The 26350-nt window shown below is 43.6% G+C and carries 25 protein-coding genes and 2 riboswitches; of the genes, 3 read left to right on the top strand and 22 right to left on the bottom strand.

What is annotated here, in order from left to right; genetic code table 11:
• Positions 1–51: 51 nt before the first annotated feature.
• The 16 genes from EEL30_12500 to cobJ all read right to left on the bottom strand — a co-directional run bounded on the left by EEL30_12500 (position 52) and on the right by cobJ (position 16179).
• Entirely contained in the window at positions 52–936 is an 885-nt protein-coding gene (locus tag EEL30_12500) for an ABC transporter ATP-binding protein (protein QDX93049.1), read from the bottom strand.
• Between the two features lie 74 nt (positions 937–1010).
• The gene (gene cbiQ, locus EEL30_12495) at positions 1011–1811 is read right to left on the bottom strand and encodes a cobalt ECF transporter T component CbiQ (GenBank protein ID QDX93048.1); all 801 of its coding nucleotides are present in this window, start codon (positions 1809–1811) and stop codon (positions 1011–1013) included.
• Entirely contained in the window at positions 1808–2116 is a 309-nt protein-coding gene (locus EEL30_12490; GenBank protein QDX93047.1) for an energy-coupling factor ABC transporter substrate-binding protein, read from the bottom strand. The genes cbiQ and EEL30_12490 overlap by 4 nt, the downstream gene beginning before the upstream one ends.
• Positions 2116–2883, bottom strand: coding sequence for an energy-coupling factor ABC transporter permease (locus EEL30_12485; GenBank protein QDX93046.1), 768 nt, complete (start codon positions 2881–2883; stop codon positions 2116–2118). Before EEL30_12485 ends, EEL30_12490 begins: the two co-directional genes overlap by 1 nt.
• 19 nt (positions 2884–2902) lie before the next feature.
• Complete coding sequence (locus EEL30_12480) at positions 2903–4513, bottom strand: cobyric acid synthase (protein ID QDX93045.1); 1611 nt, start codon at positions 4511–4513, stop codon at positions 2903–2905.
• Positions 4514–4528: 15 nt separating this feature from the next.
• Entirely contained in the window at positions 4529–5188 is a 660-nt protein-coding gene (locus EEL30_12475) for a cob(I)yrinic acid a,c-diamide adenosyltransferase (GenBank protein ID QDX93044.1), read from the bottom strand.
• Positions 5189–5226: 38 nt separating this feature from the next.
• Complete coding sequence (locus tag EEL30_12470) at positions 5227–6666, bottom strand: cobyrinate a,c-diamide synthase (GenBank protein QDX93043.1); 1440 nt, start codon at positions 6664–6666, stop codon at positions 5227–5229.
• Positions 6656–7870 carry a cobalamin biosynthesis protein CbiG gene (locus EEL30_12465; protein ID QDX93042.1) on the bottom strand — a complete coding sequence of 405 codons (1215 nt, stop codon included), beginning with the start codon at positions 7868–7870 and terminating at the stop codon, positions 6656–6658. Before EEL30_12465 ends, EEL30_12470 begins: the two co-directional genes overlap by 11 nt.
• Positions 7867–8688: a precorrin-4 C(11)-methyltransferase gene (gene cobM / locus EEL30_12460; GenBank protein QDX95754.1), complete on the bottom strand. Its 822-nt coding sequence runs from the start codon at positions 8686–8688 to the stop codon at positions 7867–7869. The genes EEL30_12465 and cobM overlap by 4 nt, the downstream gene beginning before the upstream one ends.
• Positions 8689–8693: 5 nt before the next feature.
• Positions 8694–9479, bottom strand: a complete 786-nt coding sequence (cobI, locus tag EEL30_12455) for a precorrin-2 C(20)-methyltransferase (protein QDX93041.1) — start codon at positions 9477–9479, stop codon at positions 8694–8696.
• Entirely contained in the window at positions 9463–10716 is a 1254-nt protein-coding gene (cbiE, locus tag EEL30_12450; protein QDX93040.1) for a precorrin-6y C5,15-methyltransferase (decarboxylating) subunit CbiE, read from the bottom strand. Before cbiE ends, cobI begins: the two co-directional genes overlap by 17 nt.
• Positions 10682–11824, bottom strand: a complete 1143-nt coding sequence (locus EEL30_12445; GenBank protein QDX93039.1) for a cobalt-precorrin-5B (C(1))-methyltransferase — start codon at positions 11822–11824, stop codon at positions 10682–10684. Before EEL30_12445 ends, cbiE begins: the two co-directional genes overlap by 35 nt.
• On the bottom strand, positions 11821–12486 hold the full coding sequence (locus tag EEL30_12440; GenBank protein QDX93038.1) for a precorrin-8X methylmutase: 666 nt from the start codon (positions 12484–12486) through the stop codon (positions 11821–11823). The genes EEL30_12445 and EEL30_12440 overlap by 4 nt, the downstream gene beginning before the upstream one ends.
• 33 nt (positions 12487–12519) lie before the next feature.
• Positions 12520–13290 carry a precorrin-6A reductase gene (gene cobK / locus EEL30_12435; protein QDX93037.1) on the bottom strand — a complete coding sequence of 257 codons (771 nt, stop codon included), beginning with the start codon at positions 13288–13290 and terminating at the stop codon, positions 12520–12522.
• Complete coding sequence (locus EEL30_12430; protein ID QDX93036.1) at positions 13287–14339, bottom strand: sirohydrochlorin chelatase; 1053 nt, start codon at positions 14337–14339, stop codon at positions 13287–13289. The genes cobK and EEL30_12430 overlap by 4 nt, the downstream gene beginning before the upstream one ends.
• Positions 14340–14352: 13 nt before the next feature.
• Positions 14353–16179 (bottom strand): precorrin-3B C(17)-methyltransferase, encoded by a 1827-nt coding sequence (cobJ, locus tag EEL30_12425; GenBank protein QDX93035.1) that lies wholly within the window; start codon positions 16177–16179, stop codon positions 14353–14355.
• A gap of 188 nt (positions 16180–16367) precedes the next feature.
• A riboswitch (cobalamin riboswitch) is annotated at positions 16368–16563 on the bottom strand.
• A 198-nt stretch (positions 16564–16761) separates the two neighbouring features.
• On the opposite strand from cobJ, the gene EEL30_12420 reads away from it, so the two are divergent.
• Positions 16762–17325: a nitroreductase gene (locus EEL30_12420; protein ID QDX93034.1), complete on the top strand. Its 564-nt coding sequence runs from the start codon at positions 16762–16764 to the stop codon at positions 17323–17325.
• Between the two features lie 106 nt (positions 17326–17431).
• Positions 17432–17938, top strand: coding sequence for a hypothetical protein (locus EEL30_12415; protein ID QDX95753.1), 507 nt, complete (start codon positions 17432–17434; stop codon positions 17936–17938).
• Between the two features lie 186 nt (positions 17939–18124).
• On the opposite strand, the gene EEL30_12410 is transcribed toward EEL30_12415, so the two are convergent.
• Both EEL30_12410 and thiT read right to left on the bottom strand, forming a co-directional pair.
• Positions 18125–18697 (bottom strand): helix-turn-helix domain-containing protein, encoded by a 573-nt coding sequence (locus tag EEL30_12410; protein ID QDX93033.1) that lies wholly within the window; start codon positions 18695–18697, stop codon positions 18125–18127.
• Positions 18698–19419: 722 nt separating this feature from the next.
• Entirely contained in the window at positions 19420–19986 is a 567-nt protein-coding gene (gene thiT / locus EEL30_12405) for an energy-coupled thiamine transporter ThiT (protein ID QDX93032.1), read from the bottom strand.
• A 227-nt stretch (positions 19987–20213) separates the two neighbouring features.
• Positions 20214–20325, bottom strand: a riboswitch (TPP riboswitch).
• A gap of 324 nt (positions 20326–20649) precedes the next feature.
• Between thiT and EEL30_12400 the strand changes: the two genes are divergently transcribed.
• A complete protein-coding gene (locus tag EEL30_12400; protein QDX93031.1) occupies positions 20650–20871 on the top strand; it encodes a DNA-binding response regulator in 222 nt (73 codons plus the stop codon).
• A 66-nt stretch (positions 20872–20937) separates the two neighbouring features.
• Here EEL30_12400 and EEL30_12395 read toward each other — a convergent pair whose 3' ends face one another.
• The 4 genes from EEL30_12395 to EEL30_12380 all read right to left on the bottom strand — a co-directional run bounded on the left by EEL30_12395 (position 20938) and on the right by EEL30_12380 (position 26225).
• Positions 20938–21861 (bottom strand): ABC transporter permease, encoded by a 924-nt coding sequence (locus EEL30_12395; protein QDX93030.1) that lies wholly within the window; start codon positions 21859–21861, stop codon positions 20938–20940.
• Positions 21854–22687 (bottom strand): ABC transporter permease subunit, encoded by an 834-nt coding sequence (locus tag EEL30_12390; GenBank protein ID QDX95752.1) that lies wholly within the window; start codon positions 22685–22687, stop codon positions 21854–21856. The genes EEL30_12395 and EEL30_12390 overlap by 8 nt, the downstream gene beginning before the upstream one ends.
• Positions 22688–22862: 175 nt before the next feature.
• Positions 22863–24278 (bottom strand): 6-phospho-beta-glucosidase, encoded by a 1416-nt coding sequence (locus EEL30_12385; GenBank protein QDX93029.1) that lies wholly within the window; start codon positions 24276–24278, stop codon positions 22863–22865.
• A gap of 84 nt (positions 24279–24362) precedes the next feature.
• Positions 24363–26225, bottom strand: a complete 1863-nt coding sequence (locus tag EEL30_12380) for a PTS beta-glucoside transporter subunit EIIBCA (protein QDX93028.1) — start codon at positions 26223–26225, stop codon at positions 24363–24365.
• Positions 26226–26350: the final 125 nt, after the last annotated feature.

Genomic DNA, 26350 nt, shown 5'->3' with positions numbered 1-26350 from the left:
AATTTTTTACTGCTCAAACTGACCCTTTTCCTGGCTTTTACTCTATGTCTTCTATCTTTTCGTTACCAGCAACTGTTCCTTTTCTCTCATACTCATTCTCTCTGCATAGCTGCACCATTCTTCTACTGTTCTTGGTGCCTTCCACGTTGCACGTTGCTCCTCGTTTAGGAATGGCTGCATGCCCTCCCAGACGGTGTAAAGCAAAGGAATACCTAGCTGTACTTGCCGTAGCATATCTTTCTGCTGAAAAACTTCTCGGGGGGTTCCCTCCAAAAGAAGCGACCCCCTATGCATAACAAACACCCAATCTGCCCATGCATAAGCAAGCTCCAAATCATGTGTGGACATGACAACGGTGGTTCCTTGCTGATGAATTTGTTCCAATTGAGTCAAGAACAGCTGTGTATGATAGCTGTCGAGATAAGCTGTAGGTTCATCAAGCAATAGTAACTCGGGTTGCAATACAACAACACCTGCTAGAGTCACCAGCTTTTTTTGCCCTAAGCTTAACTGATGCAGTGGCAGATGTAACCATTCTGTTATTTGAAAAGCTTCAGCTGTGGCCAACACACGCTCACGAACCTTATCAACAGCCAGGCCCTGATTACATAACCCATAGGAAAGATCTTCAGCCACCGTAGCCGCCAATAATTGATGCTCCGGGTCTTGCATCACTAATCCTACTTTGCTACGTAACTCTTGTAAAAAACGGCGATCATAACGGTATGGTTCTCCCTTGTAGTACAGCTCTCCCACTGTTGGGCGGTATATACCATTTGCCTGTAAAAACAAAGTAGACTTACCCGATCCATTATGTCCAAGCAATACGCTCTTCTTACCTGCGGGGATACGTAGGCTTATCTCCTTTAGAGCGAGGCTATTTGTCTTGTGTTCGTAGGCATAACTTACTTTTTCCAAGCTGATCAAGGCTTCCACAAGAGCCACGCTCCTATCCTAGTTGTAAAGAAAACCTGGTATTTCCAAGTCTCACGTTTTTCCATTCTTATCTCTTATAGAAGAGCGTGCCATATAATCAGAGCTACACAGCACGCTCCCCCAATCGTTGCTTCAATTAGATAACGCCTTACATATACCTCTTTTTCCATACTAATCACTTGCAATTCACCATCGAATCCGCGCGCCAGAAGGCCATGAGTTAATGACTGGTACCGTTGCATACTTTTAGCAAACAACAGGCTAACTAGTCGTCCCATGTCCTTTAGTTGGGCAGAAAAACTCCCATGTCCACCCCGTGCTTTTTGCGCAATCCATAAATCATGTGCCGTTTGGAAAAATACAAATAAAAATCGATACATCAACATAATGAGTTCAACAATGATGGGAGGCACTCGTAATGCGCGCAACACGTCGAGCAATTGAACCAAAGGAGTCGTTAGCAACAAAAAAGCAAAACAAGCACTAGCACCCAACGTGCGGCTAAACAACTTACCGATCACAAACAAATTACGTTGATCAATAAAGACGTACCAATCACCTATAGTAAACAAGTGCCAGCTCGTTTCTACCCCTACCGTAGCTGATCCAGACAAACGTTGAACGTCCACTAATAGGGCAGGCGTACTACTAATAAAAAACAAGCCGGCTACTCCTACGAAAATAAGATAACTACGCAGAGGAACACTGGCATATCCTACAATCCAGATACTCATCCAGATAAAAATGGCAATTTGGATTTCCATATCTGCACACAAAGCAAGCAAGAGCATACCTGCTGCGAATCCAGCTTTAAAACGAGCAGACACATCCCGCAGTCGATTTTGATACGCTATCCGATCTATCCAGAGATTCATTCTTGTACTTCGGGCGCCGCTTCGCTCTTTTTGCGACCTTTAAAAAATCCAATTGCATAACCAATCACACCAGCTCCAATAGCTGCCTGAACTGCGAACAACAAGCTCTCCGTTTCGGAGCCAGGCACTTCCATCAACGGTTGAAACCAAGGCTCATACTCGGGAGCCAGTTCCTGAATCGCTTCCTCAGCCTGACCATCTGCTCCTCCAAATTCCGAGTCTTTGATCATCATCAGTGGAATGACAGCAATAACCACCACGAGGGCAAGTAACAATAAGTTTTTCCATTTCGCTACTTGTTTCATTATTTGGCACCTCCTCGCAAGCTCAGTAACATTTGCAATTCTTGACGGTTATACGCGCTAATCCAGTTCCACACGACTACAGTAAGTAATCCCTCACAAATGGCTAACGGAATCTGGGTGACGGCAAAAATAGTTCCAAACTTTATGAATGCAGCTACAAATCCACCGGTAGCCGCTGGAAAGGCCAATGATAATTGAACCGAAGTAGTGATGTAGGTAGCTAAATCAGCCAAGGCAGCTGCGAAAAAAATGCTAACTCCCTGCTTGACCTGCATACCATTTAGTAAACGATAAATGCCATAGCCGACAAATGGTCCCACAACAGCCATAGAAAAAGCGTTGGCTCCTAATGTGGTCAATCCTCCATGAGCAAGTAAAATCGCTTGGAATAGCAGGACGATACTACCTAAAACACTCATAATTTGCGGTCCGAATAACACGGCCCCAAGTCCCGTACCTGTTGGATGAGAGCTACTACCTGTTACGGATGGAATTTTAAGCGCGGATAATACAAAGCTAAATGCACCAGCCAAGGCTAATAACAATTTCACTTGTGGTTTGTCGTTCGTCAAACGTATTAAGGAGCGAAGTCCCCAGATAAAGAACGGGACAAACACTACCCACCAAAAGATCGCCCATTTGATAGGCAAGAAGCCTTCTGCAATATGCATAGCATAGGCACTTTCAGGGGAATTCACAAGAAAATACAGAGCAAACACAGGCAATAACCATAACAAACGGCTACTTGCTACCCATTTCCAGTTCATGTTCATCATCCTTTGGAAATTAATTAGTATCTTTCTTTGCAAACCAGGCTTCTAGATGACTAATATTTAAGTGGCTTTCCACGTGCTGTCCTAGTTGATCATAAGCTTTTTCACGTCTCATCTGCTCGGTGACGACCTCTTCTGTAAAGATCGGTAACCCTTTTTCCTGCCGTAATAGATTAATGACTTGTCTGGTAAAATGTCGATTATGAAAAATCCCATGCAGGTATGTGCCACTAGCTCTTCCATTTTTAGAAATGGCCCCGTCCTGTTTTCCGTCCTGTAAGACAATGAAAGGAGAACTGGAGCGATCCGTTATACAGGTCTCTCCTAGATGAATTTCATATCCTGTTACTTGTGTTTGAAGAGTCTGGCTTTTCTTCGAGTTACTTTCCTGTTCCATGGTGGTATGCTCCTGCTCGTGGTCAACTTCAACAATCCGCAGTCCCAGCATTTCCTGTGCCTTTGGATGCAACTCTCCGCTAACTTGCACGGTTCGTTTCTCCTGACAAAATGTCGTTTCAACAGGTAGGAAGCCTAATCCAGCACATTCTTGGGCACTACCGTCCCCTTCTACGCCGTCTGGGTCAAGTAACTTTTCACCCAACATTTGAAAGCCTCCACAAATTCCAAACATCCTCGTACCTGAACTATGCAATTGATGTAGGGCCTCAACGATACCTTCCTGTTCCAGCCACGCTAGGTCATCTACCGTATTTTTTGTACCCGGAATAATCACAAGATCGGGTTGTCCTAGCTCACGTCGATTACGTACGTATCGCACGCCTGTTTCTGGTTCATCAAACAACGGATCAAAATCGGTAAAATTCGAAATACGTGGCAAACGAAGAATAGCGATATCGATAGGAAATTCCTCTAGTTGTGGTTGTTTAAAGCGAAGCGAGGATAAGGCTAGCGAATCTTCCGCCTCAATTTCAACCTCCATGTAGGGTAAAACGGCCAAAACAGGGATACCCGTTTTCTGTTCCAACCACTCCACTCCATCGTCCAACAAATCGCGTCTTCCCCTAAATTTGTTAATGATAAAACCTTTAATTCTTGCCCGTTCCGCATCATCTAGTAATGCTAGTGTCCCAATAATAGAGGCAAATACTCCACCACGTTCAATATCTGCAACCAAAATCACATCGGCATCTGCCAGATGAGCCATTCGCATGTTGGCAATATCTCGGTCCTTCAGATTAATCTCCGCAGGGCTACCCGCCCCTTCTAAAATGAGAACATCGTACTCGTTTTGTAAACGTGCCAAAGCTTCCTTAACAATCGGCATAGCTTGTTCCACATAATTCTCTCGGTATTCTCTTGCATCCATATCAGCATATCGCTTGCCGTGTACAATAATCTCGGCAACCATATCTTGTTTTGGTTTTAACAAGATGGGATTCATATCAGTTGTAGCCATTACTCGTGCTGCCTCTGCCTGCACGCCCTGAGCACGTCCGATTTCCTTACCATCTTTTGTTACATAGGAGTTAAGGGCCATATTTTGCGATTTAAACGGTGCTACCCGATATCCTCGATTGGCAAAGATACGACACAAGGCTGTACAGATTAAACTTTTCCCCACATCTGAGGCTGTGCCGACTATCATGATGGCCTTTGCTTGCATGTAAGCACTTCCTCTCTAAAATTCCAAACCTTTTACTGCAGGAATTCCTTCATTATAATAGTGCTTAGACGGCTCAATGGTAGAGACCAAATCTGCTAGTTCTATCAGTTCCGTTTTAGCACTACGACCTGTGATTACCAGATGCATATTGGTAGGACGATTTTTGATGGCCTCCACCACTTCTACTAGTGGCATAACATCTTCAATGGGGAACGTAGAGATTGCTAATGCATTATTTAATTCATCCAATACTAATAAGTCAATTGTTGAATCGCTTAATTTCGCTTTCGCCAATGTCCATGCTTTTTTTAAAGCCTCACGATGCTCTTCCGGTGTCTTGGTCCAAGTAAATCCAATCCCGAGCTGTTGCATCTCCATCCCTAATTTACGCATGGACAATGCCTCACCATAGGATCGTTGCGGAGATTTAATAAATTGAAGAAACGAAACGTTCATGCCCCGTCCCAAGGCACGCAGGCTAACACCTAAAGCCGCTGTTGTCTTTCCCTTACCATCACCTGTATACATTAAAAACAGGCCGCGTCGTTCAGCTCTTTCTTTCGAGCTGTCTTTTTGCTGTAGTTCATCAAGCGATTCCACTGGAACCGCTACCGTTGATTGATTTTGGCTTTGCGTTTGGCTATGTGCTTGATTCACGTCATTCTGTTGAGACATGGTTTTGCTTCCCTCCTGCTGATTCACTTTCACCCTTCTTACAGTAAGCTAGTCCCTAGTTCAGTTGATTTACCTGATGTATACTTCCTGCATGTATCTAACCAGCGCTTAATCATTCCTGGTTGAGAAGCAAAATGCAAATGTGTATAACCCGCCAGCAAATTACCTTTGGCGTAGCCTTCCTTTTTCAAGCCTCGCATTCCCTTCACTTCATACGCATGATGCTCAGTAGTCTCCTCGGTTATTTTAGAGTAATGGAACTCATGCCCACGAGCCGTCTCACCTGCTAAAAGTAACAAGGAATCACGTTCGGCAACCGCTTCCCGATAACCAAGCGCTGCCAGCTTCTGTTGCATCTCCACTTCATAAGGAATGACGCCCACCATCTCATGCTTTTGTCCAGCTCGATTTGTAATGGACTGACACAGGTACATGAAACCGCCGCATTCTGCAAAAGTAGGTAGCCCACTTTCTATCATGGAATGCAAGGTTTGCCGTTCTTTTGTCCACTGTGAAAGTCGTTCGGCAAATTCCTCAGGGAAGCCACCGCCAATATAAAGTCCATCAGCATCAATCGGGGGAAGCTCCCCATGTAGTGGGCTAAAATAACAGAGTTCGGCTCCATACGCTTCTAGTAGCTCTAGATTTTCCTGATAATAAAAGTTAAAAGCTTCATCTTTTGCCACAGCCAATTTCACAGGAGATAGATCGGTTGAGGTATTAGAGGGACCAACTAACAATTTTTCCGTAGGTTCTGCTAGAGCCGGTGCTCCACTTGCCAATTTCAGCAATAAATCCAAATCAACTGTCGCTTCTATTTTCTCGGCTAACAGGTCGAACCACGGTTCCATCTCCCCACGTTCAATAGCGGGAATAAGCCCAAGATGACGTTCAGGTACTTGTAGGGCTGGATCATTTGGTAAATACCCGACCACTGGTACATCGCACATTTGTTCAACAGCCGCTTTCACCAAGCGAAAATGGTTAGCGCTCCCACATCGATTCGCAATGACACCAGCGATTTGTACAGCCGGCTCCAGCGCTTGAAATCCTTTGACAATCGCTGCCGCACTGCGAGCCATCGCCTTCACGTCAAGCACCAGAATTACTGGTGCTTGTAATAACAGACTAATTTCTGCTGTACTACCTTGATTGCTGAGCGGGTCTTTTCCATCATAAAAACCCATAACCCCTTCAATCAAGCTAATATCAGCTGACTCGCTTCCACGCAGAAAAACCTCTTGCATGACTTGTGGTGACATCATCCATGTATCCAAATTACGAGATACTCTGCCAGTCGCCGCTGTATGATAAGTAGGATCAATGTAGTCAGGACCCACTTTAAATCCTTGAACATGGAGCCCTCGCTTACGCAAGGCCGACATCAATCCGATTGATAATGTTGTTTTGCCTGCTCCGCTACTGGTTCCCCCCAACACGATGCGTGGATGGTGATGAGTCTGTCCCTTATCCCCCATGTACAATACCCCCTCCGTTAACCAAAGCGATGGACAAGGTTACATTGCCGCTTTTTTGTTTTGCCAAAAAAGGTGCTTCTGCCTCTGCGGAACGCAACGCGGCAGGTTCACTTACTCCATAAGCACCAGTAAATTTATAGACCGTTTCCGAACGTTCTGTCATTGGCATTTCATTTAATTGCTCCGGCGTATAGGCAACTAGTGTCCAACCATATTTCTGGCAAACAGCTAAGAGTCCCGCTTCGTCTTGTTTTAACGTAATGGTTGCGATATTGCGGACGCTTTTCACAGAGAGGTGTTGTTCAGCCAAAGCTTGCAGAATGACCTGTTCGATTTCTTCCGCTGATGTTCCACGATTACAACCAATACCAAGCACAATGGTTTTTGGACGATAGACAACACCATTTACTAAAAAGCGTGCCTGCTCCTCAACTGTCAATAACCGTGGCGTAATTACAAGTGCCCCCTGAAATGTATCATCCCAAGCCTCAGCTATGGAATGATACACCTGAAAATGCCCTGGCAATGGCTTATCCGGGTAAGGCCACCAACCTCTTTCGCCTGCTTCTTGGATAATGGCTACTTTTTCTTCATTAACCACGCTAGCACTTACGGGTGTTACCTTCTCAAAGCTATCCAGCTCCCAGCCGAATCCACGTCCGAACAAGTCTACAGGAATCGTTTTCTGCACATCTGATGCCGTAGTAATCACTGGATTAGCGTCAAGTAATCGCGCCAGTTCACGAGTCAATTCATTGGCACCGCCCAAGTGTCCTGATAAAACACTGATGACGTTCTCCCCACGATCATCAACGACCACAACACCCGGGTCTACTTTTTTATCTTGCAAAACCGGAGCCATCATCCGAACAACAGCTCCAAGAGAGATGAAAAAGATAAGCCCATTATATTTTTTAAACAAATCGGCAAATAATAGACGAACTGAACCTGTAAACATGCGGATATCTCGTTCTTGCTCATCTCCTACCATGAATTTTTCCATGTAGTATAAATGAGAGCCAGGTAAAACCTGGTGTAAGTGACGCGCTTTTTCCACCCCATGCTTGGTAATGGCGACAATCGCGTATGGCAATTGCTCTGAATTGTGCACGATTTCGCTTGGAGTACGTCCAGCGGTTACGGTGATTGCTTCGGCTCCTGCCTTCATTCCTACGCCTACTCCAACTTCCGTACCCTCACTCATCCATTAGTCACTCCTTTGCGGAATCGATGTGTAAAGGTCTTATCATACAGCTTAGAGCGATGTTCAGATGACTCATGGAGCATAGGGTCAAGTGCCCAACCAGCTAAGATCATAGCATGGCTACGAATGCCGTTTGCTGCCATATCTTTGTCTAAATGCTCTAGGGTTGTACGGACGATTTTTTGATCTGGCCATGATGCTCTCTGTACAACAGCTACAGGAGTTTGTTCGCTCCAGCCAGCTTCTACTAGCTCACGTACCACTTTTTTGGTCAACGTAGCACTTAAATAAAGTGCAAGTGTACAGTGGTGGCTAGCAAGCTCTTTTAACTGCTCACGATCTGGTACAGGTGTACGTCCCTCTGCCCGTGTTAGGATGAGAGTTTGAGTCAATTCAGGTACCGTTAACTCCGCTTGCAGTGCTGCGGCAGCCGCAAATACAGAACTAACTCCCGGAACGATGGTAAAGGCAACTTCTGCTTTTTTCATCAAAACCATCTGTTCCAAAATTGCACCGTACACCGCAGGATCTCCTGTATGTACGCGAGCGACGCTTTTACCTGCCCGTACTCGCTCCACCATCATTTCCACCATTTCATCAAGAGCAAGTCCTGCACTTTTGATTACTTCTGCTTCGGGTTTGGCGCGAGCTATCAATTCATCGTTTACTAAAGAATCTGTATAAATCACAACATCTGCTGTTTGTAGAATGGTTAGTCCTTTTACTGTGATCAGATCGGGATCTCCCGGCCCTGCTCCTACGATATAGACCATAGGCTCAAGCCCAGTATTTGTAATTTTTTCGTTCGGTTTGTTCATGTCACTCATCCCTTCCGTACCACCATTAGTGTAAGATACTCTAGCTCTTTTCCTTTTAACTGGCGCACGTCTTTCCAGATCGTTTCTTCACCAGATGTCACCTTGGTAATTACAGACGCACAGTCTGACATACCTAGCTCCTCTAACAAGCCAATCATCATATCTAACACTTTAGCTACTTTCAAGAAAATGACAGTATCATGATGCTCTAATACTAGGCGCATTGATTCTCGATCTTCGGTTGCTGGTATGATACCAACCTGCTCATCTCCGTCAGCCAATGGAATACCCAGCTGTGCAGCCGCTCCTAGCACTGAGGAAATACCTGGAACTGTTACAACCGGCACTTCTGGATGCAATTGATTCATAAGGCGGGCCATGTGGATAAACGTACTATATAAATTAGGGTCTCCTTCTGTGACGAATACCACATTTTTTCCTTGTGATAGCTTCTCCCAAACCTGAGATACAGTCTGAGTCCACTGTTTCTTCAGAACGCTCTCTTCTTTTGTCATTGGGAAAATTAACCCAAGCAACTCTTTTGACAGACCCTCGGTATATTGTTCTACAATGGTCAGTGCATAGCTTTTGCCACTTTTACGCTTTTTAGGATAAGCGATTACATCTGCTTCTTTCATAAGACGAAATGCTTTGACTGTAATAAGTTCAGGATCACCAGGACCAATTCCAATGCCATATAAAGTCCCGACAGAGGTATTCACCTGGGGGTTTGTTAGTGTGTTTTCATGATTTTCAAGAGCAGTATTCGTTGTATTAGTCATGTTGCTCATCTTTATTCTCCTCCTTAGCTTTCTGTTTGGCAGTAATGATATAGACAGGATTTAATCCTTCAAGTCTGGTCAAATGCAAAATCGGTTTACTGCGTGACACCTGCAACATCGTAACTGACACGTCAAAACCTACTGCTTTGCAAGCCTGCATCGCATCTGCTAGATTCTCGATGGTAACAGCGTTGATTACTACACGTCCATCGGGGCGCAGGCGCTTAGCGAATAGCTGGATTAACTCCGTCAGCTCTCCTCCGCTTCCTCCAACAAAGATAGCATCTGGATCAGGAAATTCATCCATCCCAGCCGGAGCTTTTGCATGAACTAGTGTCAGATCTGTACGAAACTTGTACATATTAGCGCGAGCATTTTCCAGATCTGGCTCATTTTTCTCTACAGCATACACAGCTCCTAAAGGTGCTAGCTTCGCTGCTTCTATCGCCACTGAACCGGTCGCTGTTCCGACGTCCCAGACGATGCTATCAGGTTTTATCTGCAACTCTGCCAGGCTAGCAACCCGCACTTCTTTTTTTGTAATCAGCCCTTTGTCTGGTTTACGTTGGGCAAATTCCTCATCAGGAATGCCCAACGTCCAATTTACAACTGAGGCATTTTCTTTTCTTTTTAGAATCATCACATTCAACGGATCACACTCTGTCTCTGCCAACTCAACAAGCGTAAACCATCGACATCGTTCTTCTGTATTTCCCAATCGCTCAGCTACAAACGCTTCATATTCATCCATACCAAATTGTAGGAGATACTGAGCCACTTTTGCTGGAGTATTGTCCTTATCGGTTAATAAGGCTACCTTGGTCTTGCCATTAATGCGCTGTGCCAATCCCAACATCGGACGACCGTGTACACTGTCGATATGAGCATCCTGCCAGGCTTCCTTCATTTTGCTAAAGGCAAGCTGCAAGCTACTCAAATGCGGTACTACTTGCACAACTTCACGACCGAGTTTGCGTGTGAGTAAGCCTCCAATTCCATAAAACAATGGGTCTCCAGAAGCAAGCACTACAACCTTCTTACCTGCTACTAGCGCTTGTTTTATTTCATCAATTGCTGCTACAACACCATTTTTCAAAGCATAGCGCTCGCAGTTAAGGTCTGGGAAAAACGCTAAATGTCGTTCTCCTCCTACCAGCAATTGGGCTTGTTTAATTAGATCAACAGCTTGGGGAAATAAGCCCTGGGCCCCATCATCCCCGATCCCGATTATCGTTACCTGTGTCATCTACTACCGCCTTTCCCAACAGTTCGCCTTTCAACGTGGTTAGCACGGTTTCTATAACCATGCCTCCCCCGACGTGCTTATTGATTTGTTCAGAGCATTTGTATGCCAATAACTCAAAAAAAGCGGTGTGTCCCGCTTGGCTCATGATTTCGCCCACCTGCATGGCCGTGTTGGCTCCCTCTATCTCCTCTATATGCTCTTCACTCGCACCTATTTCTCGCGCTACGTCCGCCAAAAATTGAAAATCAACAGCAGACCCTTTGGAATGCACCATCATAGCGCCTTGGGCAACCTTGGACAGCTTACCCATCATCCCAACCATTGCGATGTGAGTAAATCCTTGTTTTTTGCCAAGGAGTGCACTAAATCCAACAAAATCTCCCATCTGAATAAACGATTCCTCTGCCCAATCTGGATAATGCTCCATCGCCGTTTTCTCGCTACGTCCGCCTGTTGTAATCGCAATAGCTTTGCAGTTACTTGCCTTAGCTACTTTAATAGCTTGAGCCACAGATGCTTTGTAAGCAGCAGTTGAAAATGGAACGACCGTTCCTCGCGTGCCCAATATGGAGATGCCACCAACGATTCCCAGTCGTCCATTCAACGTTTTCTTAGCAATCTCTTCTCCGTCTGGAACCGAAATGACGATGCTGACACCACGATCCTCAAGACCGTATTGATCCAAAAGCTCTTGGGCAACACCCTTAATCATTTTTCTTGGAACAGGATTAATCGCTGCTTCACCAACTGGAATAGGTAAGCCAGGCTTCGTAACCCTACCGACGCCTACTCCACCATCCAAATGAATGCCGCTATCATCGTGCCAAGAAACACGTGACAGAATAAGGGCCTTATGTGTGGCATCTGGATCATCACCACCATCTTTAATGATGCCAGTCTCCACCCAGTTCTCTCCGCGTTCCTGAGACACCATCTGAAAGGTAACTCGATCCTTATTGGGCAAAAGAATTTCCACCTCCGAAACTTTTTCCCCACTAAGTAAAGCTAGTAGGGAAGCTTTCGTGGCGGCGGTAGCGTTGGAACCGGTTGTATATCCATGACGCAGTGGCTTCTCGTTTTCTGCCTCCGCTACCTTTGCGTTAGTCATGCATGCTCGCTCCGTTCCGTTGCTAGAATGGACAACGCATTAACCGCTGCCACAGCAACGGGGCTACCGCCTTTGCGATCCAGATTCGTAATAAATGGAATATCCAGCTTAGCTAATTCCTCTTTGGACTCAGCCGCAGACACAAAACCGACAGGAACGCCAATAACCAATGAAGGATTGGCTTTGCCCTCTTTTACAAGACGAATCAATTCAAGTAAAGCAGTTGGGGCATTCCCAATGGCATAGATACCACCTTTAATTTGGCTCGTAGCTTTACGAATGGAGATAATCGCACGAGTGGTATTCTCCGCCTTAGCCTGTTCCATTACATCAGCATCAGAAATATAAACATGCACATCTCCACCAAACGTTTTTAGACGCGGTTTACTAATACCTACTTGAACCATTTGAACATCTGCAATGATTGGCTCGCCAGCTTGAATAGCGCGAATGCCTGCTTCTACTGCATCAGGATGGAACTTCATGCTACGACCTAAATCAAAATCAGCCGTTGCGTGAATAACGCGCTGTACTACACGATACTGCTCATCCGAAAATGGATGCGCACCTAATTCCTCTGTAATCATTTCAAAGCTTTTCGATTCAATCTCTTGTGGTTGAATCGTTAATGGTTGAAACTCCGTATGAAATTGCGATGACATATTATTTCTCCCCTCATTTTTCCACGATATTTTTTAGACCACAACCTGTTTGCCTACAGCTTCCAACACTCCGGCAAACGACTGGTGCATCTCTCCGTACACGAGCTTTGGTCTGTCGATCATAATGGTGTAGATGCCAAGCTCTAGTGCCGCTGCTAGTTTTTCATCCACAGCGCCCACCTGACCGCTTTCTTTCGTAATCATCGTAGTAACACCAAACTGTGTATACAGTGCCGCATTCAACTCTTTAGAGAATGGGCCTTGCATAGCAATAATATTTTTTTGTTCTACACCCAACGCTTCACATTTTTCCATATTGTCTTTCCGTGGTAGCATGCGCGCGATCAGACGAATCTCAGGATCACCCAACAAATGCTTGGTGAACGTTCCGAGTGTCTTACTTCCCGTGGTTAGCATCACAACGCCTTTTCTGCTTTTTGCTTCCAATGCTGCTTGTTCATAATTTTCCACCAAGAGCACATTAGGGTGATCAACATAACTACGGGTCTCCCTTTCATAACGAATGTAAGGAAGTTGTAACTCTTCTGCGCAAGCCATAGCATTTTTTGATGCCTCTTCTGCAAAAGGATGACTCGCATCCACAATCTTTGTCACCTTTTGCTCCTTAGCTAATGCAGTCATATCCTCTAACGGTAATCTTCCTACTCGCGTCGTAATGCCCACCTCTTCCAAGCTTTTAGCAGCAGAATCGGTGACAACCGTTGCCAGTAAATCAACCCCATCTGACTTTAAGAGAACAGCCAATTCGCGTGCATCGCTTGTCCCTGCCAAAAACAGGATCATACACGTACCCCCCGTTTGTCGTCAGCCTGTGTAGCTTGTGACTCCTTGCTACAGGAAGTTGGTTCATTTTTTGTTTCTGAGGTGTGAGCATGACCATGGTCGTGCTCATCCTCATGCTTGTGATCACAATGGTCATGGCTATGGTTGTGATCATGGTCATGATGATGGTCGTGACTGTGATCATGATGATCGTGGTCATGATGGTGATCATGGTCATGATCGTGGTGATGGTCGAATACAGCAAGTTTTCTAAATTGGCAAAGATCACAGTTAGCCAACGCTCGTCCTTGTAGCGCTTCCACAGAACGATCTGCTACAATTTGTTCCAGCAATTCATGGAATCCTAGCGCCTCACTCATTGACGCATTTACATCTGGAAAGTCTTGATGAAACTGTTGCAAGTTCTCTTCTAAACGCTTTAACAAAATACCTGTAAATAACAAATAAGGTAGTACGTAAATTTGTTTAGCTCCTTGTTTTACACAACGAACCAATCCTTCTTCCACCGTTGGATAGGTAACACCCATGTAAGCCACTTCAACATTGCCTACCCCTGTGCTCTCCCACAACAGGCGAGCGATTTTGCACAGATCACTGTTAGCATCCGAATCACTACTTCCACGGCCTACTAAAAGAATGGCACTATCTTTGTTAGCCTCTTCTAGCGGAGTATATAAAGTTGTATTCTGTAAACGATCCCGCAAGATTTGCACCATATCTTCATGAACTCCAATAGGGCGACCATAGTGGAAATTTACATGCGGATATTTAGCTTTTGCTTCGTCTATTTCGTGAGGGATGTGCAGTTTAGCATGAGCCGCCTGAAATAACATTAACGGTACCATCGCTACGGTAGTTGCACCGCGTTCGACTATTTTTTGTACGCCTTGCATGATGGTCGGTCTAGTTAACTCCAAAAAGCAAGTTTCATACAACGTTACTTCTGTTTGTTCCTTTAATAAGCCAGTGACTCGTTGTGTAAATTGTAGAAGGTGCTCATTTCCCTCCGCATCTCTGCTACCATGACCGATAAAAAGTATTCCGTTCAATGAATTCCCCTCCTTAATCTCCACACGGTTCTTCAATCTGCAGCGGAGCTATAAATTCCTGATAGCGATGTCCAAGCACTTGTCCTGTACGTTTAAAGAATTTATGGAATCGTTCGTCAATATGACCTTTTGCCTTATATTCATCCACAATTCGTTCTACGAGTCCAATAATCTGGTCTTCCGGTACTCCCTCGGCTATACGTTGTCCAGGATGTGCATTACGCCCAATACGTTTACCACCTAAAAACACATCATATGCACCACGTCGGTACACAAGACCAATGTCTTCCATAACCGCTCCATAACATGCCATTCCGCAGCCGTTAAAGCCGATTTTTAAATCTTTAGGCACAGCAAGACCATCCAATCGTCTACCTAATTCCTCTGCTACCGGTATGGACTCATCCTTTTCTAAATCACAAAAATCACATGCTTTTATCTGCGCACTAGCTCCAATCGGAAACAATTGAAACCCTACTGATCTCAACTGTTCAGTTACCTTTTCTGGATCTACTTGTGGTAATCGGAGAATAATTTGATGCTCGATGCTATACATCATTTCTCCACCATCTTGGGTTAAATCTGCCAAGAGGCGCATTTGCTCAGAGGTAAAATTCTTGCGCGCTACGCCAGGCGAAACGCCCAGTTCCAAAATATCAACAACTCCGTTAAACGGACGAGGTGGCGGAGTGATACCCTGATTAAGTTCTAAGGCTGTCTTGGCATCAACACACGCGAGCGCTTCCATCGCTAACTGAAAGGCCTTTACCGCTTGTTTAGGAGCTTGAAAGCTCTCGGTCTCTACCTGAAAAGAGTCCTCAGGCAACTGCTCTACTTCCCAAGAGAATTGCCTGGGATGTGAAAGGGCTTCCATTGTCGCTAATGGGGCTCCCTCCAAAACTTGAGTTTCTTGTAATGTAGCTTGTGGTGATGTCGCCGTAGCCACTCCATCAGTTGGTTGTTCTTGTACAGATGATGAACCAGAAGGCGAAGTTCCACCCTCAGGTTGACTGTGTAGTGCCCAAGGCTCTGCCTTCTCCTGTAAACGTTCATGAGGTTTTAGTGGTTGTTCCATACGATTTAACGTATATTTACGTTGATATCCACGCGGTGTAATAATCTTTTGATCGTAAACAAATGTGGTGGAGTTCCCGATAATTACCGTTGTCAACATGCCAATCTCGTGCTGCAACATATCTGCAAGTCGTGTAATTACCACATGTTCCCGATCTCGATAGGCGCTTTTCACAATGCCTACAGGGGTATCAGGAGAACGATGTTTTAATAAAATTTGCTGTGTTTCTACAATTTGTCTCGTACGACGACCACTGCGAGGATTGTATAACGCAATTACAAAATCAGCAGAAGCCGCTGCTTCCACACGCTTGGCAATCGTTTCCCACGGTGTTAGATGGTCACTCAAACTGATTGTGCAAGCATCATGCATGATCGGAGCACCTAATAAAGAGGCACAAGATTGAATGGATGAAATCCCAGGTACAACCTCTACCTTCACTCCAGTGGATTCTTTCCAACCTTTTTCCACAAGAACTTCATAGACTAGTCCGGCCATGCCGTATACCCCAGCATCTCCGCTAGAAATAACGCCGACAACTTTACCTAACTCAGCCAATCTAACTGCTTCTTGAGCACGACTAACCTCTTCTGTCATTCCAGTACGTACAACACTTTTTTCCGAGATCAGCTCTCTAATTAAATCTACATAAGTGTTGTAGCCAATTACCACTTCACATTCTAGGATAGCCTCTTTTGCCCGATGCGTAATGTGATCATGATGTCCTGGTCCAAAGCCGATCAGTAGAATTTTTCCTTTATCCATCTACTCCAAGCCCCCTATCCTTATTTGCAATCAACCTTACATTTTTATACAACAAAAAGAAACAGCACTTCCCCCGCCTGACTGTACGTGAGAAGTGCTGTTATGATGAGCCTGTATTTTCTGAAAGGGTGCTTCCCTTTTGTATGTAAAATTGCTCTCATAACACCTCCCCATCTGCCGTAGGTCTGACGGTGTTGTTAGAATAAATAGGGTAGCCTGACTCTTGGATCGTATCCTGCTCCTTTTTGTCTTACCAGATATTTGGTGTATCCAGTGACAAAACCGAGCTCTCCAATTACAGTGGCGGGACCGTGTTGGATTTTCACCAACTTCCCCTTGTGAATCGTTTCTCATGTAACAATTCCTTTATTCCCAAGCTTATGTGATTGCTTCTATCATAATCCAATTTGCATTTTATTGTCCATACTTTTCTGTCTAACCCACTGGGTACTGGACAACAGGAGAAGGGAGACCGTATACTGACATACTATTAGAAATCTTCCATTTTTATGCAAGAAGAAAAACATACATGGATCAGAAATACCACAGCTTTCTTATCATATTACCGAAAGGATGAATAACATGTCTCTCTTACCTGTATTACAACAACGTCAAGCTATACGTGCCTACGATGGGCGACCTGTAGAAACCGCAAAGATTGAGCAGTTGCTAGAAGCGGCTGTGTTAGCACCCAATGATCGCTTGCGAGAGCCATGGCACTTCTATGTCATTCAAGATGCTGCCAAGGAACGATTTAACCAACTAGCTCAGGACTTTTTATTAGAGCGCTTCCCTACCAAGCCTCATTTAGTAGAAGAATCCATGAAGAATGTCCTAGCAACTCCTCTCATTATAGTCGCTACGTCACAAATCATAGAAGGAGACGAAGCTTCCTCACTTGATAATGAATATGCCGTAAGTTGCGCCATTCATTCTATGTGGCTAATGGCATCGGAACTAGGACTTGGGTTTGTGTGGCGTACACGCGGTGTAGGTCTGGCAAGAGATGAACGTTTGAAAGCTTTCTTGTCATTATCTGATCAGGAGAAAGTGATTGGTTCTTTATTCATTGGCTATCCAACTGACGGAGCCACACCTCGTACCTCTCGGATACCTTTTGCACAAAAAACGACTTGGGTCCAGTAAGGCTTTGGCGTAATTTGAAAGGTTACGTTTTACCCCGCTTCGTTGTAACGTTTTACTCTCCTGCTACGTATTATTTTTATAGTAGGTGATACATATGACAAACCACATGACTTTTGCCATAATGGTGGGCTTGTGTGCAACGGCAGGACTCTTTTTATTTCGACGCGCTGTGACGGGTGGGGATCGCCAGGAGGGTGGGTTCTGGATTAATGGCCTAGCAATCGCTATCGCAACTTTGCTTGTCTTGTTCTCGGGCGCCATCGTTGTATTCTTATTGGTTACGATTCTCTGGACAGTCGGCTTTCTATTTCCTATGTTTGTCGACAAATCTTATTTCTGGGTACTCGTTTCCTTTGCAGTCGTCTCCTTTTTCTTGTTAATGCTGTACGAACTAATTCTTGAACCAGTCCTTTTATACATATTGCAAAGACTACATATCTCAAGAAGTTGGAAATTGATACCTGAAATTTTAGCAACTACCTTTATTTTTTATCTTGTGCATACAACATGGATTCCTGGTGTCATGTTAACCTCATTGACTCCATTGTTTGTAGGCATCCTGGCCGTAACCGTCGATTACTTTTTAGAACGGATCATGGGTAAAAAAAAGTAAAACACAGCCACGACAAAAAGCACCTCTTTGTTACGTGCAATTCACAGCACGACAAGCGGGTGCTTTTTGTCTGGTCTCCATCTTTTCCAATCGTACAAAAAGGCGCTTCTGATTTCTTACAGAAACGCTCCATCTGTTGTTTCATTTTGTTTATATGTATGTGCCCCCGTTATACAGCAGGTACAATTAGCGGGTTGTTCCCGTTTTTTCCTGTTTTTTCTGCTGTAACCGGTACTGAGTAGGTGTACAACCTGTTTCTTTCTGGAAAACAGCGGCAAAATAGGCGCTGTTGCGAAAACCCACTCCGCTTGCAATCATCGAAACATTCCGATCTGTTTCCAATAGTTGCTTTTTCGCTTCATCCATTCGAATGCGCGTTAAATATTTGCCGGGTGTTATCTTCATGCAACGAGAAAAACAACGCTGCAAATAAAAAGGACTCACATAGAGACGTGACGCCATTTCACGCAGAGTTACGGGTTGATTATAGCAATCGTGAATCATCTCTAGCAGACGGGTTGCCGCATCTTCTTCCGCTGATTTCCATGTAGGTTCAGATGGTCTACACCGCTTGCAAGGACGAAAACCTGCAGCAATGGCATCGGGCGCCGCGTAATAAATCTTCACATGCTCTCTTTTGGGTGTCCTTGATTTGCATGACGGTTTACAAAAGATCCCCGTCGTGCTAAGGCCATAAAAGAATAGGCGATCATAATTTGGATCGCATTCCACTATCGCCTTCCAGAACTCCTCTTTCATCCACGATCCCTCCTAGCCTTCAATCCTCAGTATAGCGTAATGCTTTTATTAGTAGTAAGCACTAAAGAATGAAAGAGCAAAATATTGATAGTTTTTTCCAATTTACACAATTTTATAACTTTCTCTAACTTTATACGTCAATAGTAATAGTACCTTTTTTATCTTTTTCAACATGAAAAAAGGCGAAAGCTCCTTCGAACCTTCGCTCTTGTATTGGTATGAAAAAGGCTTCTAGCTTCTTGTTTAGAACACTAAATACTCTTAATGTTCATATTATTAATTATATCATCTTAATTTTATGATGCTACTTTTACAACTTCCTGATATTTTTCCTCTTTTTCCAGGAGGTTTTTTGTAGCAAACAAGGCTAGCATCACCGTTTTCACTAATTTGTACATAGATCGCATTTTCATGTTCTTGGCCTCCTCTTCCTTCATGTTTTGTTGCTATGACTTTATTTTACTAGAGGAGAAGAGATCGTACTATCGAACTACCTTTCAGTTATCTTACAAGTATGTAACTTTATAAGACAGAAAATGCTTCTGCCATGATGGACCGCCGACACATTTATGGTATTCTCTTCGTACTCAGCGTGATAAAACTCTTCCCTTGTTTGACGCCAATACCGTGATTGACCCAGTTCGGCTTACATTAATGGGGACCACAACAAAATAATAATATTTTTAGGTAAACCATTACTGGTACTAGTAACCCCCACTTGTTTATATACGGCGATAAGCGCCCGCATTCTGTTGAAACAATTGAGGAGCTCCATTTGCTAGTAACGTCACCACTAAAGCTGTTATCACATACTCAGGAACCAAATAGGTCGCATTATATATAAGTGAATAAAGCGTCGCAGGTGTTCCTTCTGGTGCATAGCTACCAAACCAGACCGCTCCTGAAGTCGTGCGGATCGCCAGACATAAAGCGATTCCAACTAGTAATCCACCCCAAATTGATGCTATTTTAGTTGCTTTGTTATGTGTCTTACTCGCGTACAAGAACGCTCCAAACCCTAACACGGCATACGAGAGTGGATAGTCTAGCACCATTTGAATCGGATGAACCATCTCACCGCCAAAAAAGAATTTGACCATGCCTACAAGCCCACCTGTAATGATACCCGCAACCCATCCACGGCGAAAAGCCAGCAGGGCTATTGGGACCATTACTAGAGATACACTACCTCCTTGGGGCATAGCAAATAATTTTACCTTGCTTAAAATAACAGCAATCGCCGCCATAATAGCTATTTCCATCATGATTACCAATCGTGTTCGTGACATTTCTTTTCCTCCTCGTTCTGTTGCAATTTGTATGTAAGCAGCAGAGAACAGACAGCGTCCAACTCAAGTATTTGTAGAGCAAAAATAAAAATAAGAGCAGATTGTATCTCCTTGTTGGTTGTGGAAAGTGTCTTCCATGTTTTGTACACAAAAAAACCACCCTAGACGGATGGTTCTCAACTCGGCGATAAAACCCCATCCCAATGATAGAGCTACGGCTTTCGCACTTGAAGTCAGCTACCTCTCCCTCCGCTGGCATTACCCAGTTCAGGTTCTACGGTTAGTAACGCGTTCTGTTACAATCTCAGCCGTATTTGCTCGGCCCCCGTTTAGTACACGCTTATTTCGTTTTCATTCTTACGATTTAAGTATTACCATATCATATTCAAAATGTTTTGCAAAGGGCATCTCTGAGGATGAGATTTTGCATTGCAATAATGAAGAAGGGCTGGCTGTAGGAGACGAAATTTTTACATTATTTATTGATAACATATGAAAATGAATGGGGCCGAGGTACCCGCACCCAACGCCATGAATAGTATGTAAGGCAAAAGCCTAAAAAGCCTGCTACTTCGGCACCAACACACTCCCCCTGACATAGGATAAGGTGACTGTATCCCTCAACCTTGTTCCTGTAGAGCCCACAAGGAGGGGTGGCACGTTTTGAAGAGTAGCGACCAAAGTAAACCGTTATTAACTAATCGCGAAAGAGAAGTGTTTGAACTCCTGGTCCAGGATAAGACCACAAAAGAGATTGCAGGACAACTCTTCATCAGCGAAAAAACAGTCAGAAACCACATCAGTAACGTCATGCAAAAATTAGGCGTGAAGGGGCGGTCACAAGCCGTAGTCGAATTGGTGCGACTTGGCGAATTAAAAATTTGACCGCTAATGTGAAATGCCTCCCTTTTCTTCGAATGATTGAAGAGAAGGGGGGGTTTTTTCATTCCCCTACACATAAGGAGTCCGATTATAAGCCTCTTCATACCGTTTTTTCAATCCGTTGACAATCAAAGTAAATCCTAAGACTGCAAGCATAAAAGCGGTTAATGGTAAAAAGAAAATCCATTGATTAGCTTGTAGGAAAGAACGTGCTTGCCCGATCATCCCCGCCCATTCATATGTTTTGGTCAGAAAAATACTCGGGTCAAATTGCTCGATTGTGCCACCAATAAACAGGTTAAAAATACCTAGTTGTCCCATCAACGTCATGACACCGATAATTTCCATAACAAATAGCATCATAATCTGCTCTTTTATTTGAGGAAGAATGTGTCGAAGCATGATGTGATCTTTGCTGGCCCCTAGAGAAATGGCTGCCGTCACAAAAGGAACTTCTTTCAACTGCTCTGTCTTTTGCCGAACAGATGATACAACACTAGGAATACCTAGCACTGATACAACAACAACGAATATGACCACTAAAAAAAAGGATGATAACGGTGAATTCACATTAATGCGATACAACAAAAAGTATACGGGCAAAAACAGTGGAACATGCCCCCAAGCATTCTCTAGGCTGAGCCACCATCTCTGCGGACGATCTGCCATCCCTATTTTAAGTCCAATAATCATCCCCAACACAACTCGTAACAGCGCACAAGCAACTGTCACAAACAAAGTATATTTTGCACCATATAACAAGATGGTGAGCATATCGTGGCCCCATTTATCGGTCCCTAGTGGATATTTCTCAGAAGGTGGTAATGGGGGTGAAACAATGACCTTCACACCATTTACCTCCACATATTCCGCTCTTACCTGAAACGCTATATCATAAGGAGCAAATATTGGACCAAAAATGGCAAGCATGAATAGCACGGCCACAATAATGGAGCCCAACCATAATGAAATTCTGCCTTTTCTCTTATTCATAAATAAAACCTCGCTCGAACAAATATAGGAGAAAACGAATGATCGCATAGACAAGACCTGTAATGAGTAACAAAATACATAAACCAATCACCACTACATTAAATTGGTACGATCCAAAAATAAACCGGGTTATCCCTGACACATTTAGGAGATATTCCACGATAAATAAATTGGCCACGGAGATCGAGATCGCTTTCTTTAAATCAGCAACAAAAAAAGGCTTTATATTTTTATACATGTGGTGTAATTGAACATGTAATCCGCCTAGCCCTTTTGCTACGGCTGTTCGCACGTAATCCTCTCCACCGACTTGCTTGTATTTCAGATCGACCAGTTTCACCAAATACAACATCGGTCCAATCGATAGAACAAACACCGGGAACCAGATCTTTGACAAATCCTTGCTTAACGGTGAGATTGTAATCAGACGAATACCTGTTGCCTTGTAGAGGGTAACCGACGTAAATAAAAAGAACAGGATTAAAATAAAATCAGGAATAATGGAAAAAAAATCAAATATTTTTTTAATCCAAGTAATAACACGCCACCTGTGCAGGAACAATCCGAACAAAACACTGACAACGATCGCTACAAGCAAACTGGAAAGCAAAAGAATAAATGATTGTTTGGCAAAAGGAAAAATATCATCTGAAATATTGCGTATATTTTCACCCGATGCGTATTTTCCTAAGGTGCCCTTGGAAACATCATGTACGAGCGCCCCTGTTTGTAAGATTACGTTTTCTGGCGTTATGAACAGTAATCCGTCTTCGTTAATGGCAAGCATCTGTGGTAATCCTGCCATTATAATCACCAGAATGAGCATGATTATTATTTGTTTTAAAAATTTGAACAATTCTTACACCTCCACCTTGTTAAGAGCGTACTATATCATGAATCAAACTTCTAGACTACTCTATATATTTTATTTTTATTTATCACATTTCTATCAGAATGAAAAAAAGGCGCAAAGGTTATAAACAACCTAGCGCCTTTTCATTTTAGTCTAGCACTTCTCCATTACTAGCAATTACGTTTTTATACCAATAAAAGCTTTTCTTTTTCAATCTTCTCAGTGTTCCTTTTCCCTCATTGTCCTTGTCTACATAGATGAAACCGTAACGTTTTTTCATCTCAGCAGTGGATGCACTAATTAAATCAATAGGTCCCCACGTTGTGTAGCCTATCAGATCAACACCATCCGCAATCGCTTCCTTCATTTCAACAATATGATCCTTCAAGTAAGCAATACGGTAATCGTCCACAACGATGTCGCCTTCCTCTACTACATCAACAGCTCCCAGTCCATTTTCAACGATGAACAATGGTACTTGATAACGATCATACAAAATATTAAGAGCAATACGCAGACCTTTCGGATCGATTTCCCATCCCCAATCGGTTGCTTTTAAATATGGGTTTTTCACGCCACCCATAATTAGATTTCCGTCTGTTGAATCAGCTTTTTCAGGAGTTACTGTTGCCGTTCTACTTACATAATAGCTAAAGCCTAAGTAATCTACTTTATACGTGCGCAAAAGCTCTTCGTCGCCCTCTTCTATGGCGATTTTAATATCATTTTCGGCAAAGTAACGCTTCGTGTAAGAAGGATAGTAACCTCTCACTTGAATATCTGTAAAGAATAATGTTTCCCGATCTGCCGTAAATGCTTTCCATACATCTTCAGGATTACTTGTCAGCGGATAGGTTGGCAAGTATGCAAGCATGCAGCCAATCTGAGCATCTGGAATGATTTCATGGCATGCTTTTACAGCCAAAGCACTTGCCACGAACTGATGGTGAGCCGCTTGATACATCGTATTCTTCTGATTTTCACCTTCTGCAAATACAAGCCCACCACCCGTAAAAGGTGCGTGTAGCACAACATTAATCTCGTTAAAAGTCATCCAGTATTTCACTTTATCTTTGTAACGATTAAAGACCGTTTTGGCAAAGCGTTCATAGAATGCAACTAACTGACGATTTCTCCATCCACCGTATTGTTTCACCAGATAAAGTGGCATTTCATAGTGAGAGATAGTCACAACTGGCTGAATGCCGTTCTTGATAATTTCATCGAACAAATTATCATAGAATTGCAATCCTTCCTCGTTTGGCTCAAGCTCGTCTCCATTCGGGAAAATTCTTGTCCATGCAATTGAGGTACGGAAGCATTTGAAGCCCATTTCTGCAAACAAAGCAATGTCTTCTTTATAACGATGATAGAAATCGATTGCTTCATGATACGGATAGAACCCTTCCATGGATTCATCATGTGGATACATAATGCCACGTGGTGACACATCTGCTGTAGAAAGACCCTTGCCACCCTCTTGATAAGCACCTTCTAGCTGATTGGCTGCTACTGCTCCTCCCCATAGAAAGCCTTCTGGAAATTTCTTCACGATTTGCGTCATAACTTGTTTCCTCCTTATAAGTAGAGTTGCATCTATGCAAATTTTCGTTATAAACATAGGTTGTAAATAGTAACTTGTTGTCAGCTATGCTCGTAGGGTAAGCAAAAGCTCTTTCTCTTTTATAGCTGGTTGAGAAGAGGTTTCAATTTCTGGATACTGATCTGTGTTAGTGATTATCACAGGAGTTATCGTCTCAAACCCTGCTTGTCTAATCTCATGAAGATCAAATTCAATGAGCAGCTCTCCTACCTTGACCTGATCGCCTGTTTGCACATGGGCTGTAAAATGTTTGCCCTCTAATTTGACGGTATCAATCCCGATGTGAATCAATACCTCCGCTCCCTCATCACTGATTAGACCTATGGCATGTTTCGTATTAAAGATTGAAACAACCGTTCCATTCACAGGAGAGACAACGCGACCTTCCGCAGGTTCAATCGCCATTCCTTTTCCCATAATCTCTCTGGAAAAGGTAGGATCACTTACTTCTTTTAATGGGTGGACGACTCCAGCTAATGGGCTGTAAATCGCTTCACTTTTTATAAGAACATGCTCTGTTGTCCCTTCTTTCTCTGTCGGTTCTTCTTTGTCATTGTCGCTTGGAATATCAACAAATCCAAGAAGGTACGTCACAACTGCTCCGACAACAAAAGCAATGATAAGACCAATAATGGCATACAAGAATGTCTCGCCGATGAGGACAGGTAGGCCAGGCAATCCTGCATTTCCACCTATAATATACGCTTTTGTTTTAAACAAGCTGATAAAGGCTCCACTGACTGCCCCACCGATCAACGCCGCAATGAATGGCTTTTTCAGTCTCATGTTGACCCCGTACATCGCTGGCTCAGTAATTCCCATCGTTGCAGTTATGCTAGTAGATATTGCGATTGATTTAAACTCTTTGTTACGTGTTCTAAGGAATACCCCAAACGCTGCACCCGCTTGTGCCAAGTTAGCTACGAACATCATGGGAAAGATGTAATCGTAGCCAAGCTGAGCAACGGAACCAATCATAATCGGTATCAGTGCATAGTGCATACCAGTAATAATAATGAGTGACATCGTTCCGCCAAGCAGCAATCCTGCAAAAAGTCCTGCATGATCAAACAATGCCGTAATTCCTGAGGCAAGACCGTTACCGATAATGGTTCCAATCGGTCCAATTGCTATTAGCATAAGGGGTACTACTATAAGTAAGGTAAGCATTGGTACCAAAATCAGTTTCATTGATTTATGAATGACTTTATCTACGGCTTTTTCTACATAAGATGCTAGCCAGATCGTAATGACGATTGGAATCACCGACGAAGCGTAGGTGACGGCTGTTACCGGCATGCCAAGAAAACTAGTGTTTTGACCTGTTCCTAACAAGGCTGTCAACTGAGGATGTAGGACAGAAGCAGCAACGGCAACAGCAACGAAAGGATTATTTCCAAATTTGTTTGCCGCACTAAATGCCAAGATGAGCGGTAAGAAGTAGAAGGCACCATCTCCAATCGCACTTAAGATCATATAGGTACTATCATCTGGAGACATCCATCCAAAGGTTGCCACCAAAGACAAGAGACCTTTAATCATCCCTGCACCAGCAATAGCTGGTAGAATCGGAGTAAACACACCCGCAATGACATCAAAAATAGCACTTATCGGGTTTTGCTTCTTTTTTGGAGCCTTATGTTCTCCTTGTGAACTCTCAATCAAATTCGTACTCTTTACCATCTCTTTATAAACCTCTGCCACATCGTTTCCAATGATGACCTGGAATTGCCCTCCGCTTTTCATGGTACCCATAACACCTTTTGTCTTTTCCAGCAGCTCTTTATTAACAAGCTGATCGTCATGCAAATTAAAGCGCAATCTCGTCATACAGTGAGTGACATGTGCAATATTTTCTTTTCCTCCAACAAGCGCTACAATTTCCTTTGCTACTTTTTCCTTATCCATAGTAAAACACATCCTTTTTACCAACATGTGTGAGATAAAGGCAATGCACTTGTTCAATGGGCCCAATTGATCAAAAGATTTGCATCATCTCGTGATTGTAAAAAAACCCAAACATCTACACACGT

The organism is Brevibacillus laterosporus (assembly GCA_007833815.1).
Taxonomy (GTDB): Bacteria; Bacillota; Bacilli; order Brevibacillales; family Brevibacillaceae; genus Brevibacillus_B; species Brevibacillus_B laterosporus_D.
Note: the sequence above shows the minus strand (reverse complement) of the source record. Positions and strands in the feature narration are given on the sequence as shown.

Excerpts from the sequence above, each read along its gene's own strand:
- EEL30_12480 (QDX93045.1), bottom strand. The coding sequence starts at position 4,513 with ATGCAAGCAAAGGCCATCATGATAGTCGGCACAGCCTCAGATGTGGGG.
- EEL30_12445 (QDX93039.1), bottom strand. The coding sequence starts at position 11,824 with ATGACTAACGCAAAGGTAGCGGAGGCAGAAAACGAGAAGCCACTGCGT.
- EEL30_12470 (QDX93043.1), bottom strand. The coding sequence starts at position 6,666 with ATGGGGGATAAGGGACAGACTCATCACCATCCACGCATCGTGTTGGGG.
- EEL30_12390 (QDX95752.1), bottom strand. The coding sequence starts at position 22,687 with ATGCTCATTCTGGTGATTATAATGGCAGGATTACCACAGATGCTTGCC.
- cobM (QDX95754.1), bottom strand. The coding sequence starts at position 8,688 with ATGAACAAACCGAACGAAAAAATTACAAATACTGGGCTTGAGCCTATG.
- EEL30_12475 (QDX93044.1), bottom strand. The coding sequence starts at position 5,188 with ATGTCTCAACAGAATGACGTGAATCAAGCACATAGCCAAACGCAAAGC.
- EEL30_12380 (QDX93028.1), bottom strand. The coding sequence starts at position 26,225 with ATGGATAAGGAAAAAGTAGCAAAGGAAATTGTAGCGCTTGTTGGAGGA.
- cbiE (QDX93040.1), bottom strand. The coding sequence starts at position 10,716 with ATGACACAGGTAACGATAATCGGGATCGGGGATGATGGGGCCCAGGGC.
- cobK (QDX93037.1), bottom strand. The coding sequence starts at position 13,290 with ATGATCCTGTTTTTGGCAGGGACAAGCGATGCACGCGAATTGGCTGTT.
- EEL30_12420 (QDX93034.1), top strand. The coding sequence starts at position 16,762 with ATGTCTCTCTTACCTGTATTACAACAACGTCAAGCTATACGTGCCTAC.
- EEL30_12485 (QDX93046.1), bottom strand. The coding sequence starts at position 2,883 with ATGAACTGGAAATGGGTAGCAAGTAGCCGTTTGTTATGGTTATTGCCT.
- EEL30_12440 (QDX93038.1), bottom strand. The coding sequence starts at position 12,486 with ATGTCATCGCAATTTCATACGGAGTTTCAACCATTAACGATTCAACCA.
- EEL30_12490 (QDX93047.1), bottom strand. The coding sequence starts at position 2,116 with ATGAAACAAGTAGCGAAATGGAAAAACTTATTGTTACTTGCCCTCGTG.
- cobJ (QDX93035.1), bottom strand. The coding sequence starts at position 16,179 with ATGGATAAAGGAAAAATTCTACTGATCGGCTTTGGACCAGGACATCAT.
- cbiQ (QDX93048.1), bottom strand. The coding sequence starts at position 1,811 with ATGAATCTCTGGATAGATCGGATAGCGTATCAAAATCGACTGCGGGAT.
- EEL30_12415 (QDX95753.1), top strand. The coding sequence starts at position 17,432 with ATGACTTTTGCCATAATGGTGGGCTTGTGTGCAACGGCAGGACTCTTT.
- cobI (QDX93041.1), bottom strand. The coding sequence starts at position 9,479 with ATGAGCAACATGACTAATACAACGAATACTGCTCTTGAAAATCATGAA.
- EEL30_12465 (QDX93042.1), bottom strand. The coding sequence starts at position 7,870 with ATGAGTGAGGGTACGGAAGTTGGAGTAGGCGTAGGAATGAAGGCAGGA.
- EEL30_12385 (QDX93029.1), bottom strand. The coding sequence starts at position 24,278 with ATGACGCAAATCGTGAAGAAATTTCCAGAAGGCTTTCTATGGGGAGGA.
- thiT (QDX93032.1), bottom strand. The coding sequence starts at position 19,986 with ATGTCACGAACACGATTGGTAATCATGATGGAAATAGCTATTATGGCG.
- EEL30_12395 (QDX93030.1), bottom strand. The coding sequence starts at position 21,861 with ATGAATAAGAGAAAAGGCAGAATTTCATTATGGTTGGGCTCCATTATT.
- EEL30_12410 (QDX93033.1), bottom strand. The coding sequence starts at position 18,697 with ATGAAAGAGGAGTTCTGGAAGGCGATAGTGGAATGCGATCCAAATTAT.